We start from the raw sequence: 18,440 nt of genomic DNA, 5'->3' as shown, positions 1-18,440 counted from the left end.
GACCGACGGTCGATCGACCCGAGACGAGCGTCGTCTCGGCCGACTGACCCCCCGCGACCGCCCGTCTCTCCGCGGCCGCCGGCGCTCACGGTACGGACGAACATGGCTTCTACGACACACAACACGCGAATGCTCTCGATAACAGACAGATGCCAACGGTAACAGACGTGCTCGGCGGGCGACTGACCGACGCACTCGGCGCGCAGCGCAGACGAGTCAGGGAGTTCGTCGACGAGACCGAACCCCCCGCGCTGGCGATCATCTCCGCGATGACGCTGTCGCTTCTGGCCACCCTCGTCGGGTTCCTCGCCGTCTCCGACCTCACCATCGTTCCCTTCGTCGTCTTCCTCACGGCGGCGGGGATCGGCTGGTTCCGGTACCAGGAGGAGACCGCGTACACGATCGCGCTGATGATGACGGTGTCGACGATCCTCATCCTCGGACTGATCATCGTCTTCATCTTCCGCGAGTCCGTCCCGGTGATCCGATACGAGAGCGCGACGGCGTTCGGGATCACGGTCCCCGGCCTGCGGATGTTCATCCAGCCGAACTGGGACGCCGTCTCGCCGCCCATCCGGTACTCGATGGTGCCGATGATCCACGGGACGGTGATGGTGACGCTGATCGCCTCCGCGGTCGCCGCGCCCCTCGGTGTTTCCGCGGCGCTCTTCCTCTCGGAGATCGCCCCCGCGACCGTCCGCGAGGTCGTCAAGCCCGGCGTCGAGATCCTCGCCGGCATCCCCTCGATCGTCTACGGGTTCATCGGGTTCACCGTGCTGGGCCCGTGGGCCTCCGACCAGTTCCAGACGACGGGGCAGGGGTCGTACCTGTTCGTCGGCATCGTCGTCGGGCTGATGGCGCTCCCGACCGTCGTCTCCGTGGCCGAAGACGCGCTGAGCAGCGTCCCGGAGTCGATGAAGAGCGGCTCGCTGGCGATGGGAACGACCGACTGGCAGACGATGACCTCGATCACGCTGCCGGCCGCGTTCTCCGGCGTCTCCGCGGCGGTCCTGCTCGGTGTCGGCCGCGCCATCGGCGAGACGATGGCCGCCACGGTGATGCTCCGCGGCGTGCCTCGCCTCACGGAGCCACTCGTCAACGTCTTCTACGGGCAGGAGACGCTGACGTCGATCATCGCGCGGAACTACGGCGAGGCCGACGGCCTCCAGATGGACGCCTTGTTCGTCGCGGGCGTGATCTTGTTCGTCACCGTCCTCGTCATCTCCATCGGCGCGCAGTACATCGAATGGAGAATGCACAAGCGGCTCGGGGGTGAGGTCTGATGGCGGACGCGAGCCAGACGGACGCCAGGCTCGTCGAGTCGGAGACCACGGAGACGGACGCCGTCGCGGGCGTTGCCGTCGGGCTCTCGGCGGTCCTGTTCGCGCTCGCCGTCGCCGCGCTGTTCGAGCGCGTCAGCCTCACCGGCTCGCTGTTCGGGATTCGGACCGTGACGCTGCTCGGCGGGCTCCTGACCGCGCTCGGCGTCGCGGTGGTCGCCTTCGGCGCCGGCTCCCGTCTGGGCTACGTCGAGACCGACCCCGACCCGAGCGCCGGGCTCGTCGCCGGCTTCGGCGCCGCCGTTCCGTGGGTCGTCGTCGGCGGGAGCGTCGCGAGCCAGACGCTCGGTCTCGGCACGACGGTCGGCGTCCTCGCCGGGACGGCCGTCGGCGGCGGCGCGTTCGCGCTCACCGTCCTCCCCCGCGAGGACGTGGGGTCGACGCTCCCGCTCGGGAGCCTCCTCGCGCTGACGGGGCTCGTGTTCCTCACCGGCGTCATCGGCCCGACGTGGGTGTGGGAGCTGGACTGGGCCCAGCAGGCGGCCCTCACCGCGGAGTTCCTCATCCCCGCGGCGACGCTGTTCAGCGCGCTGTACGGCGGCTGGGCCTCGGCGAAGGCGTACGGTGGCTTCGGCGCCCGCGGTCGGCACATGGGCGCGTACGTCCTCGTGTACCTGAACGCGCTCTCGATCGTCGCTTTCCTGTTCGTCCTCGTCGCCTTCGTGGTCGTCCAGGGGGTCCCCGGGCTGTTGAACGGCGTCGAGATCGGCCTCGGCACCGGGCCGCAGACGACGGTCCTCGGCGTCTCGGTCACGCTGCCGGTGTCCGTCCCGTTCGTGATGAACGGCGTCGCCCTCTTCAACGACTTCCAGGGCGTGTTGCCCGCGATCGTCGGCACGGTCTGGCTCGTCCTCGGCGCCGTCGTGCTGGCGGTCCCGCTGGGCGTCGGCGCGGCGCTCTTCCTCACCGAGTACGCGGACCGCGGTCGGTTCACCCAGGTCGTCGAGATCGCGACAAACGGGCTGTGGAGCACCCCCAGCATCGTCTTCGGGCTGTTCGGCTTCGCCTTCCTCATCCCGCGGTTCGGCAACGGGAAGTCGCTGCTCTCCGGGATGATCACGCTCGGGTTCATGCTCCTCCCGCTCGTGGTGATCACCTCCCGGGAGGCGATGCTCTCCGTCCCCGACGAGTACCGCGACGCGAGCGCCGCCCTTGGGGTGTCGAAGTGGCAGACGATCCGGAGCGTCGTCCTCCCGGCGGCGCTGCCCGGCGTCGTCACCGGCGTCATCCTCGGCGTCGGTCGGATCGCCGGCGAGACGGCGCCGATCCTGCTGACGATGGCCGGCGGGACGTTCGTTCCCGGCTCGCAGACGGTCGACGTCCTCGGGAGCTTCCAGTTCACGTCCGCGCCGCCGTTCGTCGCCAATCCGGCCCTGCTGGAGGCAACCTCAGCGCTGCCGTACCAGCTGTACGCTCTGATTTCCGCCGGCGTGGGTGCCAGCAGCAACGTCGGCAACGCGGACGAGTTCCGCTGGGCGACGGCGCTGGTGCTGCTCGTCGTCGTCCTCTCATTCTACGCGATCGGCATCGCGACGCGCTACTACTTCCGGCGACGGCTCACACACACCTGAATCCGATGAGCGAGAACACCACCCAACAGACCCAGACCGCATCGACCGACGACCGCTCGCCGACCGACGGCCGCTCGCCCACCACGACGACCGGCGAGACCGTCGAGCAGACCCGCGACGAGTGGACCGACTACGAGTTCCGCGGCGACACGAAACTGGCCGTCGAGGACCTCGACGTTCACTACGGCGACGACCACGCGCTGAAGGGCGTCTCGATGGAGATCCCCGAGGAGAGCGTCACCGCCCTGATCGGCCCCTCAGGCTGCGGGAAGTCGACGTACCTCCGGTGTCTCAACCGGATGAACGATCGGGTCAGCTCCGCCCGGATCGACGGCTCGGTGAAGCTCGACGGGCAAGAGATCTACCGGGACGGGGTCAACCTCGTGGAGCTGCGTAAGCGGGTCGGAATGGTGTTCCAGTCGCCGAACCCCTTCCCCAAGACGATCCGCGAGAACATCGCCTACGGGCCAAAGAAGCACGGCGACCTCGACACGGGCCTCCTCGCCCGCCTGCTGAACCGGAGCGACGCCGACGAGCGCGACGCGCTCGTCGAGCGGTGCCTCCGCGACGCGGCGCTATGGGACGAGGTGAGCGACCGGCTCGACGACAACGCGCTCGGGCTCTCGGGCGGCCAGCAACAGCGGCTCTGTATCGCCCGCTGCCTCTCGGTCGACCCGGAGGTCATCCTGATGGACGAGCCGGCGTCCGCCTTGGACCCCATCGCCACGGCGAAGATAGAGGACCTGATCGACGACCTCGCGGAGGAGTACACCGTCGTCATCGTCACGCACAACATGCAGCAGGCGGCCCGGATATCGGACCAGACCGCCGTCTTCCTCACGGGCGGCGAGCTCGTCGAGTACGGCGACACCGATCAGGTGTTCGAGGACCCACACAGCGAGCGCGTCGAGGACTACATCACCGGCAAGTTCGGGTGATCCCATGCCCCGAGAACAGTACCAGGACTCGCTCGACGAGCTCCGGGCGGACGTGCTCGCCATGGGGGATCAGGTGATAGGGCAGGTCGAACGGAGCCTCGACGCCGCGGAGCGCCGCGACGAGCCGCTGGCGAAGAAAGTGGTCGACGCCGACGCCGCGGTCAACGAGACGTACCTGCGCTTGGAGGACCGGTGCGTGGACCTGTTCGCGCTCCAGCAGCCGGTCGCGGGCGACCTCCGACTCGTCACCGCCTCGTTCAAGATCATCACCGACCTCGAACGCATCGGCGACCTCGCGGTCAACCTGGCGGACTACCTCCGGACCGCGACGCGGACGCTCTCGCCGGAGGTTCAGCTCGACGCCATCGGCGAGGCGGCGCGCGACCTCCTCGAACGGAGCCTCGCCGCGTACGAGGCCGAGGACGCGGCCGCGTGCCGCGCGGTCGCGGCCGACGACGACGAGGTCGACGCGCTCTGCCAGCGGGCGAGCGAGAGCGTCACCCGCGATCTGATCGCCGGGACCGACGGGGACGGCTGGGAGGCCGAACGGCTGTTGGACGACGTATCGCGGGTGCTGTTGACGATCCGAGACCTCGAACGGATCGCGGATCACGCCGTGAACATCGCGGCGCGGACGCTGTACATGACCGAAAACGACCCGGAGCTGCTCTACTGAGATGGAGTCGAGAAAGGTCCAAACCGTGGGGAACGGGACGTACACGGTCTCGCTCCCGAAGGACTGGGCGGAGTCGCAGGGCGTCGCGTCCGGCGACACCGTGACGCTCCACGACCACATCGACGGCGTGTTGACGGTCCAGACCGGGAACGGCGGCGACGGCGACCCGCCCGTCGCCCGGATCGAGTCGGCCGACCCGGAGGTAATCGAGCGGGCGCTGCGGGCGGCCTACGCCGCTGGCGCGCGCGAGGTCACGCTCGAACGGGACGAGCCGCTCACCCCGGACCAGCGGCGCGTCGTCGAGCGGGTCGCCCGCAACCGGATCGGGATGTCGGTGGCCGCGGAGTCGGAGACCGCGACGACGGTTCAGATCATGCTGGACTCGACGGAGGTCTCCGTGAGTCAGTCGCTCCGACAGCTGGCGTTCACGGTCCGCTCGATACACGGCGACGCGGTTGAGGCGCTAGCGACGCCGCCCGACTCGTCGCCGATCGGCTCCCGCGACAAACAGGTCGACCGCCTCGCGTCGATGATCGACCGGTCCGTCTCCCGCAGCATGGCCGACCTCGGGGAGGTCGACGCCCTCGGCACGACCCGCCCGGAGCTGTTCGAGTCGTGGACGGCGATGCGGGAGCTGTGCCGCTTCCGCGACGCGGCGGCGGACATCGGGAGCGCCGCGGCGGCCCTCGACGACCCGCCGTCGGCCGCGCGACTGGCGGCGTGTCGCGACTTCGGTCGCACGGTCCGAGAGGTCGTCTCCGACGGGGTGAGCGTCGCCCTCGGCGACGAGGGCGCCGACGTCGCTCGGAGCGCGGTCGGTGAGCTGCGCCGGGCTCGCGACGACATCGACGCGCTCGATCGGGAACTGGACGAGGCGGGCGCGGGGGCGGCGGAGCTCCGCCGCGTCGCGCGCGCGCTACGGCAAACCGCGGAGTGCGGGGGCGACGTGGCGGAGATCGGGCTGCGTCGCGCGGTCCGCTGCCGCGAAACGATACGCGACCGCGACCCGGGACGGATAAACGAGTAGATGTCGGGTCCCGCCCAGACCCGCCAAGCGCAACGCCTGTAAGCGCGGGGGGAGAGGAGACTCGTATGACCGTTTGCGAAGCGCCGGGGAAGGTGTACCTCTTCGGCGAACACGCCGTCGTCTACGGCGAGCCGGCCGTGCCCGCGGCGATCGAGCGGCGCGCCACGGTGACCGCCGAGCCGCGCGAGGACGACCACGTGCGCGTCGAGGCCGAGGACCTCTCTCTGAACGGGTTCACCGTGGAGTACGCGGGTGGGACGAGCGACCGGCCCGATGTCGACGTGCCGACGCCGCTCGTCGAGGCCGCGATGGGGTACGTCGACGCGGCCGTCGAGCAGGCGCGCGAGGCGGCCGACGCGCCCGACGCCGGCTTCGACATCACCGTCGAGAGCGACATCCCCCTCGGCGCGGGGCTCGGGTCGTCGGCGGCCGTGGTCGTGGCCGGTATCGACGCCGCGACGCGCGCGCTCGGGGAGCCGCTCGACCGCCGAGAGCTGGCCGAGCGGGCGTATCGGGCCGAGTTCGAGGTCCAGGACGGGCAGGCCTCCAGAGCGGACACCTTCTGCTCGACGATGGGCGGCGCGGTGCGGGTCGAGGGCGACGACTGCGAGCCGATCGACGCGCCGAACCTTCCGTTCGTCGTCGGGTTCGACGGCGGCGCGGGCGATACCGGCCAGCTGGTCGCCGGTGTCCGCGAACTGCGGGCGGAACACGAGTTCGCCGCCGACACGGTCGAATCGATCGGCGACCTCGTCCGGACGGGCGAGGAACTGCTCGCGGATGCCGACCCCGAGAGCGACCCCGACCCGGCGCTGCTCGCGGAACTCGGCGAGCTGATGGACTTCAACCACGGACTGTTAGCGGCGCTCGGCGTCTCCGCCCGGTCGCTCGACGCCATGGTGTGGGCCGCGCGGGACGCGGGCGCGCACGGTGCGAAGCTCACCGGTGCGGGCGGCGGCGGCTGTATCGTCGCGCTCGACGAAAGCGACGCGACGGAGACCGCGCTCTCGTTCACGCAGGGCTGCGAGGAATCGTTCCGCGCCGAGCTGGCGACCGAGGGCGTCCGGGTGGTGGAGCCGTGACGGGGGGCGAAGCCGTCAGTAACGACGACGCCGGCGGAGAGTCCGCTCCCCCCGTCGTCCTCAAGCTCGGCGGGAGTCTGATCACGGAGAAGAACGAGCCCGAAACCCTCGACGAGGCGGCGCTCCACGCGGCCTGCGACGCCGTCGCGGACGCCCTCGCGGCGGGTACGGCCGACCGGCTCGTCGTCGTCCACGGCGGCGGGAGCTTCGGCCACCACCACGCCAGCGAGCACGGCGTGTCGACGACAGACGGGACGCGGGACGCCGAGGCGGCGGCCGCGATTCACGGGGCGATGAAGCGGCTGAACGCGCACGTGTTGGAACGACTCCGCGAGCACGGGGTCCCGGCGGTGCCGGTTCACCCGCTGTCGCTCGCGGCGCGGGCCGACGGCGCGGACGGCGGGCTCGACCTCCCGCTCGGGTCGACGGCGACGCTGCTCGGCGAGGGGTTCGTTCCGGTCCTCCATGGCGACGGCGTGGCGACGGCGGGCGACGGGGTGACGGTCGTCTCGGGTGACGAGCTAGTCGTCGAGCTCGCGTCCGGACTTGGCGCACGCCGCGTTGGGGTCTGCTCGACGGTGCCCGGCGTCCTCGACGGCGACGGCGACGTGATCCCAGCGATCGACGACTTCGGGTCGGTCGCGGACGCCCTCGGCGCGAGCGACGCGACGGACGTCTCCGGCGGGATGGCGGCGAAGGTGCGGGAGCTGCTCGCGCTGGACGCGCCGGCGTACGTGTTCGGCGCAGAGGGGCTGGTCCCGTTCCTGCGCGGCGAGGGCGCGGGGACCCGGATCGATTGAGCGGGTGACCGCGGGCGCGTCGCAAACGGTGGCGCGCCCCCGTACAGAACCCTTATTCGACCCACGGCCCTCCTCCCCGGCATGAACGAATCGGACGTACGGGAGCGGCTCGCGGAGGTGCGGGACCCCGACCTCGGCGGCGACATCGTCTCGCTCGGGCTGGTGAACGGCGTCGACGTCGACGAGGCGGACGGAACGGTCCACGTGTCGCTCGCGCTCGGCGCCCCCTTCTCGCCGACCGAGTCGGCCATCGCCGACGACGTGCGCGAGGCGCTCGCCGACACCGGGCTCGACGTCGAGCTGTCGGCGTCGATCCCGGACGACCTCTCGACCGAGGAGCAGGTCCTCCCCGGCGTACAGAACGTGATCGCGGTCGCCTCCGGGAAGGGCGGGGTCGGGAAGTCGACGATGGCGGTCAACATCGCGGCCGGGCTCTCCAAACTCGGCGCCCGCGTCGGCCTGTTCGACGCCGACGTGTACGGGCCCAACGTCCCGCGGATGGTGTCCGCGGAACAGCGCCCGGAAACCGACGGCGAGACGATCGTGCCACCGGAGCGGTTCGGCGTGAAGCTGATGAGCATGGACTTCCTCACCGGCGAGGACGACCCCGTCATCTGGCGCGGCCCGATGGTCCACAAGATCATCACCCAACTCGTCGAGGACGTGGAGTGGGGCGAGCTCGACTACCTCGTGATGGACCTCCCGCCGGGCACCGGCGACACACAGCTCACGATCCTCCAGACGCTCCCGCTGACGGGGGCCGTGATCGTCACCACGCCGCAGGACGTGGCGCTCGACGACGCGGTGAAGGGGCTCCGGATGTTCGGTAAACACGACACGAACGTCCTCGGTATCGCGGAGAACATGGCCGGCTTCCGCTGCCCGGACTGCGGCGGCTTCCACGAGATATTCGGCTCCGGCGGCGGGAAGGCGCTCGCCGCGGACCACGACCTGCCCTTCCTCGGCGGCGTCCCGCTCGACCCCGCGGTCCGGACGGGCGGCGACGACGGCGAGCCCGTCGTCTTGGAGGACGGCGAGACCGCAGACGCGTTCAAGGTGCTCGTCGAGAACGTCGCGAACAACGCCGGGGTCGTCCGCCGCCGCGGGGTGAGCGGCGAGCGATGACCGACGCGGACGACGGCGCGGGGGCCGGCGACGAAACCGGGGCGACCGGCGACGACCCGGAGGACCCCCTCGCGGCCGCGGGCGTCGACCCGGTGGTACCGGACGAGGCGTCGGGCGCGGAGATCCCGGCCGACGCGGAGGTGCGGGAGTTCCTCCGCGAGGTGGCGGCGGACGTACGCGCGGAGAGCTCGGAGAGCAAGCAGCTCTCGGCGATCCTCTACCGGGTGTCGGACTTATACGACGAGGAGGAGGAGACGTCGCCGGAGGAGATCTACCTCAACGTCCGGCACATCATGCGTATCAAGGCGGAGGGCGGGCTGCGTCGCTGAGGCCGCCGGAGCGGACGGCAGTCACGTCGCCGGGCGGGGTCAGTCGTCCGCGTCGGCCGCCGGGGCGGAGTCGATCGGGCTATCGTCCAGCGGCGTCGCGTCGTCGACGACGCGCGCGAGCCCGAGCCGCTCGGCGGTCTCCGGCGTCGGGAGCCCCCGTTCGCCCCACCCGCGTGCCGCGTAGTACCGATCGAGCAGGCGGTCGAACGCGTCGACGTCGACGCCCGGCGTCCCGTCGGCCGCGTCGGTGCGGAGCGGCTCAGGGAGCGCGTCGTCCGCGCGGTCGAATCCCTCTCGGGCGTTGAACAGTCGGGTGAGCGTCCAGATGCGCTCGCCGGTCGTCGCGAGCGCGGCGGGGGAGGGATCCGGTCGGCCAGCGTCCCCCGCGTCCCCGCGTTCCGACTCGTCGCGGTGCGGGCCGCCGCAGTCGGCGACCGCCGGGTGCTCGATCGCCGCGAGCCACTCCGCGCCGAGGTCGGCACAGACCGCCTCGCCGACGAAGTCGTCGACGACGAGGCTCCACAGGACCGAGCGCGCGTTCTGCTCCCCGACCACGTCGCGCACCCGGTCGGCGAGGGAGCGGTCGGGACGTGCCAGCGGCTCGCGCTCCTGCGGTCGCGCGCGCCGGTGACACGCGCCGCGGTCGCTCGTCGCGTACGCGAGCGCGACGCCGACCGCCGCGCGCGGGTCGAAGCCGGGCAGCGCCATCGACTTCACCGTCGGCACGAGCGCGTCGCCGCCGAATTGGGCCACCGCGGCGTCGACCCCGTCGGCGAGTGCGTCCGGGAGGTCCGGGTCCACGTCGAGATCGGCCGGGGGGTCGCGGGCCGCGATCGCCTTCAGCAGGTGCTCTGCGCCAGCGGCGTCACCGAAGTCGACCGGGCAGTCGACGACCCCAGCCCGCCCGGCGCGGATCGCCCAAGCGACCGCGCTGCCCGCGCCGATCACGTCGAGGCCGAGACGGTCGCAGACCCCGCAGAGCTCCGCGACGCGGTCGAAGTCGTCGATCCCGAGGCCGGCGCCGAGCGTGATCGGGGCCGCGCCGCGCGGGATCACTTCGCCGTCGGGCGTGTCGATCCGGAATCCGCCGGGGACGCCCGCCGGTCCGCTCTCGGCGCCCTCTCGGCCGTCACCGTCACGGCCGGCACTGACGGCTTCGCGTCCGGCCGCGCGCTCCGCCGCGGCCTCGACGCCGATGTCGTCGACCCCGTCGAAGCCGGTCTCCGTCCATCCCTCGGCCGCGAGGATCCCGACCTCGTCCGCGTAGTCGACCGTCTCGATCGTCTCGCCGGCCGCCTGCCACTCGCCGGTCGGCCGCCGCCCGTACGTCTCGGCGTCGCGGTCCCGGCGGGCGGCGAGGTCGTCCGGGACCGCTGGCGGGGGGTCGCGGGCGACGACGGCCTTCAGCCGCTTCGCGCCCATCACCGCGCCGGCGCCGCCGCGCCCGGCGTGGTGGTCGCCGCCGTCGCTCGCGATCGTCGCGTACGCCGCCTCGCGCTCGCCGGCCGGGCCGACGCAGGCGACGCCGGCGTCCGGGAACCGCTCGGCGGTCTCGGCGGCGTCGTCGCCCCACGCGTCGGTCGGCTTGACCCGGGCGCGACCCCCCTCGACCTCGATCCGGACCGGTCTGTCGGCGGTCCCGGTCACGAGCAGGCCGATGCAGTCGTCGAGCGACCCCGCGAGCCGGACGGCGAAGTCGCCGCCGGCGTACGAGTCGAGGAACCCGCCGGTGAGCGGCGACTTCGTCACTGCGGCGTACCGGGTCTCTCCCGGTAGGAAGCCCGCGAGCGGCCCGACGAGGAACGCGAGGAGATTCTCCGGCCCCGTCGGGTCCGTTCCCGGCGAGAGTTCCTCGTAGAGGTAGCGCGCTCCGATCCCCTTCCCGCCAACGAAGTCGCGTCGCCAGTCCCGCGGGACCCGTTCGCTGGTAGTCTCGCGCGTCGAGAGGTCCACGCGAATGACTCGGGTGCGGTTTCGGCGCATCCGGTTGACCTGCGTGGCGGAGTCGTATCAATTTGTCCGCCGCCGCGACGCCGCCGGTCGGCCGCCCGTCCGACCGCCAGAGTGAGGTTCGATGCGACTGAACGCCCCGGCATGGACCTGACGACCGCGCTCGACGCCCGCGACGCGACCGTTTGCGTCGTCGGCGCAGGCGGCAAGAAGTCGACGCTGTTCGCGCTCGCCGACCGGCTCGACCGGCCGGTCGTGACCGCGAGCGTCCGAATACCGATCTTCGACGACCGGGTCGCCGCGGTGCGCGTGACCGCGGACCCGGTGGCCGCGCTCGGCGAGGCGGGACCCGACGAGTGGCCGCTCGGGCTGGTCCCCGAGCGCGACCGGTCGGACCGGTACCTCGGGTACGACACGGAGACCGTCGCCGAGATCGCCGACGCCGCGCCCGGCGCGACGCTCGTGAAGGCGGACGGGGCGCGCCTCCGCGAGTTCAAGGCGCCGGGCGACCGCGAGCCGCAGATCCCGTCGAACGCGGACATCGTCGCCCCGATCGCGAGCGCGCACGTCGTCGGCGAACCGCTCACGGAGGAGCACGTCCACCGCCCCGAGGAGGTCGCCGCGATCACGGGCCGCGAGATCGGCGACGAGATCCGCCCGGCCGACGTCGCGACGGTCCTCGCGAGTCCCGCGGGCGGGCTGAAGGGGGTCCCCGGCGACGCGACCGCGATCCCGGTCGTGAACAAGGTCGACGACGAGGCGGACGCCGCCGCGGCCCGGGCGCTCGCCGAGGAGATCCTCATGCGCGCGAACGTGCCGCGCGTCGTTCTCACGCGCCTGACCGCGGACGATCCAGTCGTCGAAGTCGTGGAGTAGCGGCGGCGGTCTGGCCGTGCTCGGCCCGGTTCCGTCAGACCGGTTCCTCCAGTATCGTCTCATCCCCGTGCTGGACGACGGCGCGCTCCGGGACGGGAGTCTCCGTGAACGCGACGGCGACCGAGTGCGCGTGGGGCTCAGCGACGTCCGAGCAGCGGCCGACGTCCGAGTCGGGGTCGTCCTCGGAGACGATCCGGAGGCGGAGCGTCCCGTCGTCGAGCGCCGCCTCGAACAGCGTGACGCGTTCACAGCGGCGGGGGCCGTCGAGGAGCGATCCCGCCACGACCAGCCGCGGCGTATCTTCGTCGAGGCGCCGGCGAACCTCGGCGACGTCGATTTCCGCCGGGTCATCGCTCCACGGCGGGGTGGGACACCCTGCGAGCGCGGCGGTCGAGACGGCGGCCGCGGACGCGAGGAGGGCTCTGCGTCGCATGCCCGGAGCGACGCGGAGGGCCGTGAAGTGTTTCCGTGGTCGGGGGTGGGGTCGAGCGGCTCGGGAGGAGTGGCCGCCGCCACCACCGCATCCGAAACCACTATCCCCGATCCGGCGAACTTCCGGGTATGGACTGGCCACACGACCCCGACGGCGAGCAGGGGAGCGAGGGCATGCGGCAGTACGGCCACGCCGTGCTCGCGAAGAAGGTCAACGAGGATGAGGACTTTCCGCTGACCGCCGCGGAGTACGTCGAGCAGTACGGCGACCACCCGATCCGGATCGACTACGAGACGGTCGTCTCCGTCGAGGAGATATTCGAGAACGTCGAGCAGGAGGAGTTCGCGGACTTCGTCGAGTTCCACCAGGAGCTCGGCCGCGCGATGCGGGAGAACGGATACTGGTTCTACGAGGGCGCCGACCAGTTCGTGGACGGCAGCGCCTGACTGCTCGAACACTCGTTCCGGCGTCGTTCTCTTTCCCGAAGCCTCGGCTGTTCTGCGATACGTCGTCGCCACCGCGAGGAGCACTTCCGAAGCCCCAGCCGCGAGGCGGGCGCACGCTCGCTGTGCGCTTCGGTCGCTCGCGCTGCTCTCCCTCCAGTGCTTGCGCCACCTGCGCCCGCCTCGCGACTGCCCCTTCGAGTCCCGTCCCGCACCGCGACCGCACCTCACACCTCCCCAGCCTCGTCGACCGGCCGGAGCAACGCGGAGGGCGGTCGACTCCAGCGAGGGACCGAAGGTCCCTCTGGCAGCCGGCGCTACGCGCCGGCGACCTCGCGCGTGCGACTCGCGCCCTTCGGGCGCTCGTCGGCACGCGCCACCGCGGTTCGTTCGTATCGCTTGGCCGGCCCTCGACTCTTTTAAGAACGCGGGGGGCGAGCGAGCCACCATGGACCACGAGCGGATCGCCGTCCTCGCCCACGAGAAGTTCCCCGACCGCGCGAAGACCGCGCTCGGCGTGCTGCGCTACGGCGACCAAGACGTCCGGGCCGTCCTCGACCGCGACCGCGCCGGCGACCGCGTGAGCGATCACGTCGCGGACGTGGGGGACGCGCCGATCGTCGCGTCGTTCGAGGAGGCGCACGCGGCGGCCGACGGCGACCTCGACGCCTTGTACATCGGAATCGCGCCGATCGGCGGCGGCTTCGACGAGTCGTGGCGGTCGGACGTCGAGGCCGCGATCGAGGCGGGCTGTGACGTGGTGAGCGGTCTCCACTACTTCCTGAACGAGGACGAGGAGCTGGCCGCGCTCGCGGACGACCACGGTGTCGACCTCGTCGACGTGCGCGAGCCGGACGACGACCTCACGGTCGCGACGGGCGCGTCCGGCGACGTGGACGCCGACGTGCTGCTCACTGTCGGGACCGACTGCTCGGTCGGGAAGATGACCGCCTCGCTGGAGATCGTCGCGGCCGCCCGCGAGCGCGGCATCGACGCCGCGTTCGTCCCGACCGGCCAGACCGGGATCATGATCGCCGGCTGGGGGAACCCGATCGACCGCGTCGTCTCCGACTTCGCCGCCGGCGCGGTCGAGGACATGCTCGCCGAGGTCGGCGACGACCACGACCTCCTCGTCGTCGAGGGGCAGGGGAGCATCGTCCACCCCGCCTACTCGGCGGTCACCTGCGGCATCCTCCACGGGTCGATGGCCGACGGGCTCGTCCTCTGTCACGCCGCGGGCCGCGAGGTCGTCCACGGTTACGAGGAGTTCGCCCTCCCGCCGCTCGCCGACTACGTCGACCTCTACCAGGACTTGGCGGCGCCCGTCCACGAGGCGAGCGTCGTCGCGGGGGCGGTGAACACGAAGGACATCGACGAGGACGAGGCGGCCGCCGAGGCGGTCGCCGCGTTCGCCGACGAGACCGGGGTTCCCGCGATCGACCCGGTACGCCACGGCGCGGACGCCGTCGTCGACGCCGCCCTCGACGCCGGACTGGGCGCGGTCGACGCCGCGGACGCCGACTCGGAGGTCGACGGGGAGGAAGCGGCCGAATGAGCCTCGACACCGAGTTCGAGCGGGTGTCGCTGCCGCTCGAGAACGCGTTCACCATCTCGCGGGGGACGCAGACGGCGGCCGAGAACGTGGTCGTCCGCGTGACGGACGACGCGGGGATGACCGGGGTCGGCGGCGCGGCGCCGTCGACCCACTACGGCGAGACGGCCGACACGGTCGTGGCGGTCATGCCGGACCTCCTCGACGCCGTCGAGCGCGTCGGCGACCCCCACGCAGTCCGCGAGATCGAGACCGAGCTGCGGGCGGTCGTGAACGGGAACCCCGCCGCCCGCTGTGCCGTCTCGATCGCCGTCCACGACCTCGCCGCGAAGCGGCTCGGCGTCCCCCTCCACCGCCTGTGGGGGCTCGACCCGAGCGACGCGCCGAAGACGTCGTTCACCGTCGGACTCGACGAGACCGACCGCGTCCGCGAGAAGGCCGCCGACGCCGTCGCGGCGGGCCACGACGTGTTGAAGCTTAAGCTCGGGACCGACCGCGACCGCGAGCTGGTCGACGCCGTCCGCGAGGCGGCGCCCGACGCGCGGCTCCGGGTCGACGCGAACGAGGCGTGGACGCCGAAGGAGGCGGTCGCGAAGAGCGCGTGGCTCGCCGACCGCGACGTGGAGTTCGTCGAGCAGCCCGTCTCGGCCGACGACCCCGAGGGGCTCCGGTACGTCTACGAGCGGTCGGAACTCCCGATCGCCGCCGACGAGTCCTGCGTGACCGCGGCGGACGTGCCCGCGATCGCCGACCGCTGCGACATCGCGAACCTGAAGCTGATGAAGGCCGGGAGCCTCTCCGAGGCCCGGCGGGTGATCGCCGCCGCGCGAGCGCACGGGCTGGAGGTGATGTGCGGCTGTATGATCGAGTCGAACGCCTCCATCGCGGCCGCCGCGCAGCTCGCGCCCCTCCTCGATTACGCCGATATCGACGGGTCGCTGCTGCTCGACGACGACCCGTACGAGGGTATCGACCTCCCGGACGGTGAGATCCGGCTCGCCGATCAGGACCGCGCGGGGACCGGCGCGCGCCCGGCGTCGGAGTGAACCGAGTCTGAGGCGGGGACGAGAGGGACGGGGACCGCGGGGACCGAGCGCAGATCTGCTGGGGACCTCAGTTCCGCTTCTCGTCGGCTTGAGACTCCGACTCCTCTAGCTCAACGTCGAGCTCCTCGTCGAGGTCGGCGTTCGCATCACCGTCAAGATCGCTCTCTAAGTCGTCGGCGTCGATCTCCGACTCGATGTCCTCCAGTTCGGCGTCGACGTCCTCGTCGCTGACGGCGGCGTCGCCGTTCGACGACTCGCCCTTGCCGAGCTCGCCCTTCAGCGTCTCCAGCTCGGCGTCGACCTCGCTGTTCGTCGAGAGGCTCTCCAGCTCGCGGTCGATGCTGTCCTTGTCGGAGAGCGCGTCTTCGAACGCGCCGGAGTCCTCCAGCTCGTCCATCGCCTCCGAGCGCGCCTCCATCTCCTCGGTGCGCTCCTCGGCGCGCTCGATGGAGCGGCTCACGTCCTCCATCTCGTCGCCGACGCCCGTCATCGCCTCGGAGACGCGGGTGGACGCCTCGGCCGCCTCGTAGCGGGCCTTCATCGTCTCCTTCTTGGTGCGGAACTCCTCGATGCGGTTCTGGAGCTTGTTCTTCTTCTCGACGAGCTGCTCTTGGGTGTTGTTCAGGTCGGCGATCTGCCCTTCGAGCTCCTCGATCTGGGTCATCTTCGACTTCTTCTTCTCGAGGGCCTTGCGCGCGAGGTCGTCGCGGTCCTGCTGGACCGCCTCGCGAGCCTGTCGGTTGTGCTTCTCGACGTTCTCCTCGAGCTTGCGCTTCTGGATCTCCAGGCGCTTCTTCTGGGTCGTCAGGTCGGCGATCCCCTGTTTGACATCTTGGAGTTCGTCGCGCATCTGTTCGTACGAGTAGTCGAGCGATTCCGTCGGGTCCTCCGCCCGGTTGAGGAGGGCGTTCACCTTCGAGCGGACGACGTAGGAGGCGCGCGAGAGGATTCCCATACCACATCGTACGCGTTCCACCCGTTAAAACCTCATGCGGTTCGCGGCGCCAGCGCGGGCAACGCGCCGGAGACACCGCCGTCGTCGTCGCCGACGCGCGCCGGCCGCGGCGGCCGAGCGCCCCCGCGGCGGCGCTTCCTGAACACTTATTCGTGACGTTCGTGTAGCCTCAACCATGGACATCGGCGTGTTGACGGTCCCACTGGGCGGCGAACCGCTCGACGACGCGGCCGCGTACCTCGACGGCATCGGCGTCGACGCCGTCGAACTCGGTGTCGGCGGCTGGCCCGGCGAGGACCACGTCGACCGCGAAGCGCTCCTCGACGACCCGGCCGGGAGAGAGGAGCTGCTCTCGCTGCTCGACGACCGCGGGCTGCGGATCTCGGCGCTGGCGACGCACAACAACCCGCTCCACCCCAGCGAGGAGCGGGCCGCGGCGGCCGACCGCGAGCTGCGCGAGGCGATCGAGTTAGCCGACCTGCTCGGCGTCGACACGGTCACCTGCTTCTCCGGGCTCCCGGCGGGCGCGCCCGGCGACTCGACGCCAAACTGGGTCACGGCGCCGTGGCCGACCCAACACGCCGACGCGCTCGACTACCAGTGGGACGAGGTCGCGATCCCGTACTGGCGCGACGTGGGGGCCCACGCCGACCACCACGGGGTCGACGTGGCTATCGAGATGCACCCGAACATGCTGGTCTACGAGCCGACCGGACTGGTCGCGCTGCGGGAGGCGACGAACGACCGGATCGGCGCCAACTTCGATCCCTCGCACCTCTACTGGCAGGGGATCGACGTGACGGAGGCGATCCGGTTCCTCGGCGAGCGCGACGCGATCCACCACGTCCACGCGAAGGATACGAAGGTGTACGAGGCCGAGAGCCGCGTGAAGGGCGTGCTCGACACGACGAGCTATGCCGACACCGCAGACCGCTCGTGGCTGTTCCGTTCGATCGGCTACGGCCACGGCGAGGAACACTGGAAGGACGTGGTCTCGACGCTCCGGCTGGTCGACTACGAGGGCGCGCTCTCCATCGAACACGAGGACGCGCTCACCTCCTCGCGCGAGGGATTAGAGAAGGCGGTCGACGTGTTGGACCGGGCGGTGTTCGAGACGGAACCGGGCGACGCGTACTGGGCGGAGTGAGGCGGGGGAGGATCCGATGACACGAGAACCACTGAAGATCGGCGTACTGGGGTATCGCTTCATGGGCAGGGCGCACGCGAACGCCATGGCGCGGCTCCCGATGTTCTTTCCGGACGCGCCCGAAATCGAGCGGCACACGCTCGTCGGGCGCGACGAGGCGGCGCTCGCGGACGCGGCCGACCGGTTCGGCTTCGCGCACACCGCGACCGACTGGGAGGCTGCGATAGACGAGGTGGACGTCTTCTACAACCTCGGACCGAACCACGTCCACGCCGAGCCGTCTATCGCGGCCCTTGAGGCCGGGGTGCCGGTGCTCTGTGAGAAGCCGCTCGCGCCGACGCTGGAGGAGGCGGCAGCGATGCGCGACGCGGCGGCCGCGACCGACGTGACCAGCGGCACCGCGTTCAACTATCGGTTCGTCCCCGCGATCCGCCACGCGAAGCGGCTGATCGAGGACGGCGCGCTGGGCGAGATCCGGCAGGTCCGCGGGCGCTACCTCCAGGACTGGCTCGTCGACCCCGAGGCGCCGTGGGCGTGGCGGATGGACGCCGATATGGCGGGATCGGGCGCACTCGGCGACCTCGGCGCGCACACGCTCGACCTCGCGCGGTTTCTCGTCGGCGACCGCGTCGGCGAGTTCGAGCGCGTCTCTGGACAGTTGACGACGTTCGTCGACGAGCGCCCCGTCCACGACGAGGACGGCGGGGTCGCCGAGTACCGCGACGTGACCGTCGACGACGCGTACAGCGCGCAGGTCGAGTACGAGTCGGGCGCGACCGGAACCTTCGAGGCGAGCCGGGTCGCCGAGGGGCACAAGAACGACCACACAATCGCGGTCCACGGGACAAAGGGGAGCCTGAAGTTCTCCTTAGAGCGGCTCAACGAGTTAGAGGTGCTGCGCGAGGGGAACCGCGGCTACGAGACGGTGTTGGTCACCGAGGAGTCGGACCCGTACGTCGACCGTTGGTGGCCCCCCGGCCACGTGATCGGGTGGGAGCACACGTTCGTCCATGAGAACTACGAGTTCCTCTCGGCGGTCGCCGAGGGCGAGTCGTTCGAGCCGTCGTTCGCGGACGGCTACGAGGTCCAGCGCGTGCTCGCGGCGATCGAGCGGGCCGATGAGCGCGGCGAGCGTGTTCCGGTCGAGTGA

The 18,440-nt window shown here is 71.4% G+C and carries 18 protein-coding genes; 15 read left to right on the top strand and 3 right to left on the bottom strand.

Going from position 1 to position 18,440, the window contains the following annotated elements; translation table 11 throughout:
- Positions 1-149: 149 nt before the first annotated feature.
- The 9 genes from pstC to EO776_RS10595 all read left to right on the top strand — a co-directional run bounded on the left by pstC (position 150) and on the right by EO776_RS10595 (position 8,888).
- Positions 150-1,283, top strand: coding sequence for a phosphate ABC transporter permease subunit PstC (gene pstC / locus EO776_RS10635; RefSeq protein ID WP_094520878.1), 1,134 nt, complete (start codon positions 150-152; stop codon positions 1,281-1,283).
- Positions 1,283-2,911 carry a phosphate ABC transporter permease PstA gene (pstA, locus tag EO776_RS10630; protein ID WP_089308628.1) on the top strand — a complete coding sequence of 543 codons (1,629 nt, stop codon included), beginning with the start codon at positions 1,283-1,285 and terminating at the stop codon, positions 2,909-2,911. Before pstC ends, pstA begins: the two co-directional genes overlap by 1 nt.
- Before the next feature lie 5 nt (positions 2,912-2,916).
- Positions 2,917-3,849: a phosphate ABC transporter ATP-binding protein PstB gene (gene pstB, locus EO776_RS10625; protein ID WP_094520879.1), complete on the top strand. Its 933-nt coding sequence runs from the start codon at positions 2,917-2,919 to the stop codon at positions 3,847-3,849.
- A gap of 4 nt (positions 3,850-3,853) precedes the next feature.
- Positions 3,854-4,525: a phosphate signaling complex protein PhoU gene (phoU, locus tag EO776_RS10620; protein WP_094520880.1), complete on the top strand. Its 672-nt coding sequence runs from the start codon at positions 3,854-3,856 to the stop codon at positions 4,523-4,525.
- 1 nt (position 4,526) lies between these two features.
- Positions 4,527-5,552: an AbrB/MazE/SpoVT family DNA-binding domain-containing protein gene (locus tag EO776_RS10615; protein WP_094520881.1), complete on the top strand. Its 1,026-nt coding sequence runs from the start codon at positions 4,527-4,529 to the stop codon at positions 5,550-5,552.
- A 65-nt stretch (positions 5,553-5,617) separates the two neighbouring features.
- Positions 5,618-6,634, top strand: coding sequence for a mevalonate kinase (mvk, locus tag EO776_RS10610; RefSeq protein ID WP_094520882.1), 1,017 nt, complete (start codon positions 5,618-5,620; stop codon positions 6,632-6,634).
- On the top strand, positions 6,631-7,434 hold the full coding sequence (locus EO776_RS10605) for an isopentenyl phosphate kinase (protein WP_049930758.1): 804 nt from the start codon (positions 6,631-6,633) through the stop codon (positions 7,432-7,434). Before mvk ends, EO776_RS10605 begins: the two co-directional genes overlap by 4 nt.
- 81 nt (positions 7,435-7,515) lie before the next feature.
- Positions 7,516-8,559, top strand: a complete 1,044-nt coding sequence (locus EO776_RS10600) for an Mrp/NBP35 family ATP-binding protein (RefSeq protein WP_089308622.1) — start codon at positions 7,516-7,518, stop codon at positions 8,557-8,559.
- On the top strand, positions 8,556-8,888 hold the full coding sequence (locus EO776_RS10595; protein WP_049930761.1) for a hypothetical protein: 333 nt from the start codon (positions 8,556-8,558) through the stop codon (positions 8,886-8,888). Before EO776_RS10600 ends, EO776_RS10595 begins: the two co-directional genes overlap by 4 nt.
- 39 nt (positions 8,889-8,927) lie before the next feature.
- On the opposite strand, the gene EO776_RS10590 is transcribed toward EO776_RS10595, so the two are convergent.
- On the bottom strand, positions 8,928-10,871 hold the full coding sequence (locus tag EO776_RS10590; RefSeq protein WP_094520883.1) for an aldehyde ferredoxin oxidoreductase family protein: 1,944 nt from the start codon (positions 10,869-10,871) through the stop codon (positions 8,928-8,930).
- 111 nt (positions 10,872-10,982) lie between these two features.
- Between EO776_RS10590 and yqeC the strand changes: the two genes are divergently transcribed.
- A complete protein-coding gene (gene yqeC / locus EO776_RS10585; protein ID WP_089308620.1) occupies positions 10,983-11,714 on the top strand; it encodes a selenium cofactor biosynthesis protein YqeC in 732 nt (243 codons plus the stop codon).
- 34 nt (positions 11,715-11,748) lie between these two features.
- Here yqeC and EO776_RS10580 read toward each other — a convergent pair whose 3' ends face one another.
- Positions 11,749-12,147, bottom strand: coding sequence for a hypothetical protein (locus EO776_RS10580; protein WP_094520884.1), 399 nt, complete (start codon positions 12,145-12,147; stop codon positions 11,749-11,751).
- A gap of 128 nt (positions 12,148-12,275) precedes the next feature.
- Here EO776_RS10580 and EO776_RS10575 point away from each other — a divergent pair, with 128 nt between their 5' ends.
- The 3 genes from EO776_RS10575 to EO776_RS10565 all read left to right on the top strand — a co-directional run bounded on the left by EO776_RS10575 (position 12,276) and on the right by EO776_RS10565 (position 15,188).
- On the top strand, positions 12,276-12,593 hold the full coding sequence (locus EO776_RS10575; protein WP_049930768.1) for a DUF5785 family protein: 318 nt from the start codon (positions 12,276-12,278) through the stop codon (positions 12,591-12,593).
- Between the two features lie 445 nt (positions 12,594-13,038).
- Positions 13,039-14,145, top strand: a complete 1,107-nt coding sequence (locus tag EO776_RS10570) for a DUF1611 domain-containing protein (protein WP_094494572.1) — start codon at positions 13,039-13,041, stop codon at positions 14,143-14,145.
- Positions 14,142-15,188 (top strand): dipeptide epimerase, encoded by a 1,047-nt coding sequence (locus EO776_RS10565; RefSeq protein ID WP_094520886.1) that lies wholly within the window; start codon positions 14,142-14,144, stop codon positions 15,186-15,188. The genes EO776_RS10570 and EO776_RS10565 overlap by 4 nt, the downstream gene beginning before the upstream one ends.
- 67 nt (positions 15,189-15,255) lie before the next feature.
- Here the strand turns inward: EO776_RS10565 and EO776_RS10560 are convergent, their stop codons facing one another.
- Complete coding sequence (locus EO776_RS10560; protein ID WP_049930773.1) at positions 15,256-16,143, bottom strand: PspA/IM30 family protein; 888 nt, start codon at positions 16,141-16,143, stop codon at positions 15,256-15,258.
- 175 nt (positions 16,144-16,318) lie between these two features.
- Here EO776_RS10560 and EO776_RS10555 point away from each other — a divergent pair, with 175 nt between their 5' ends.
- Both EO776_RS10555 and EO776_RS10550 read left to right on the top strand, forming a co-directional pair.
- Entirely contained in the window at positions 16,319-17,290 is a 972-nt protein-coding gene (locus tag EO776_RS10555; protein WP_094520887.1) for a sugar phosphate isomerase/epimerase family protein, read from the top strand.
- A 16-nt stretch (positions 17,291-17,306) separates the two neighbouring features.
- Complete coding sequence (locus EO776_RS10550) at positions 17,307-18,440, top strand: Gfo/Idh/MocA family protein (RefSeq protein WP_094520888.1); 1,134 nt, start codon at positions 17,307-17,309, stop codon at positions 18,438-18,440.

It is taken from the genome of Halorubrum ezzemoulense (genome assembly GCF_004126515.1).
In the GTDB taxonomy this organism is placed as follows: Archaea; Halobacteriota; Halobacteria; order Halobacteriales; family Haloferacaceae; genus Halorubrum; species Halorubrum ezzemoulense.
The sequence above is the reverse complement of the archived record's forward strand: the minus strand, read 5'-3'. Positions and strand labels throughout refer to the sequence as shown.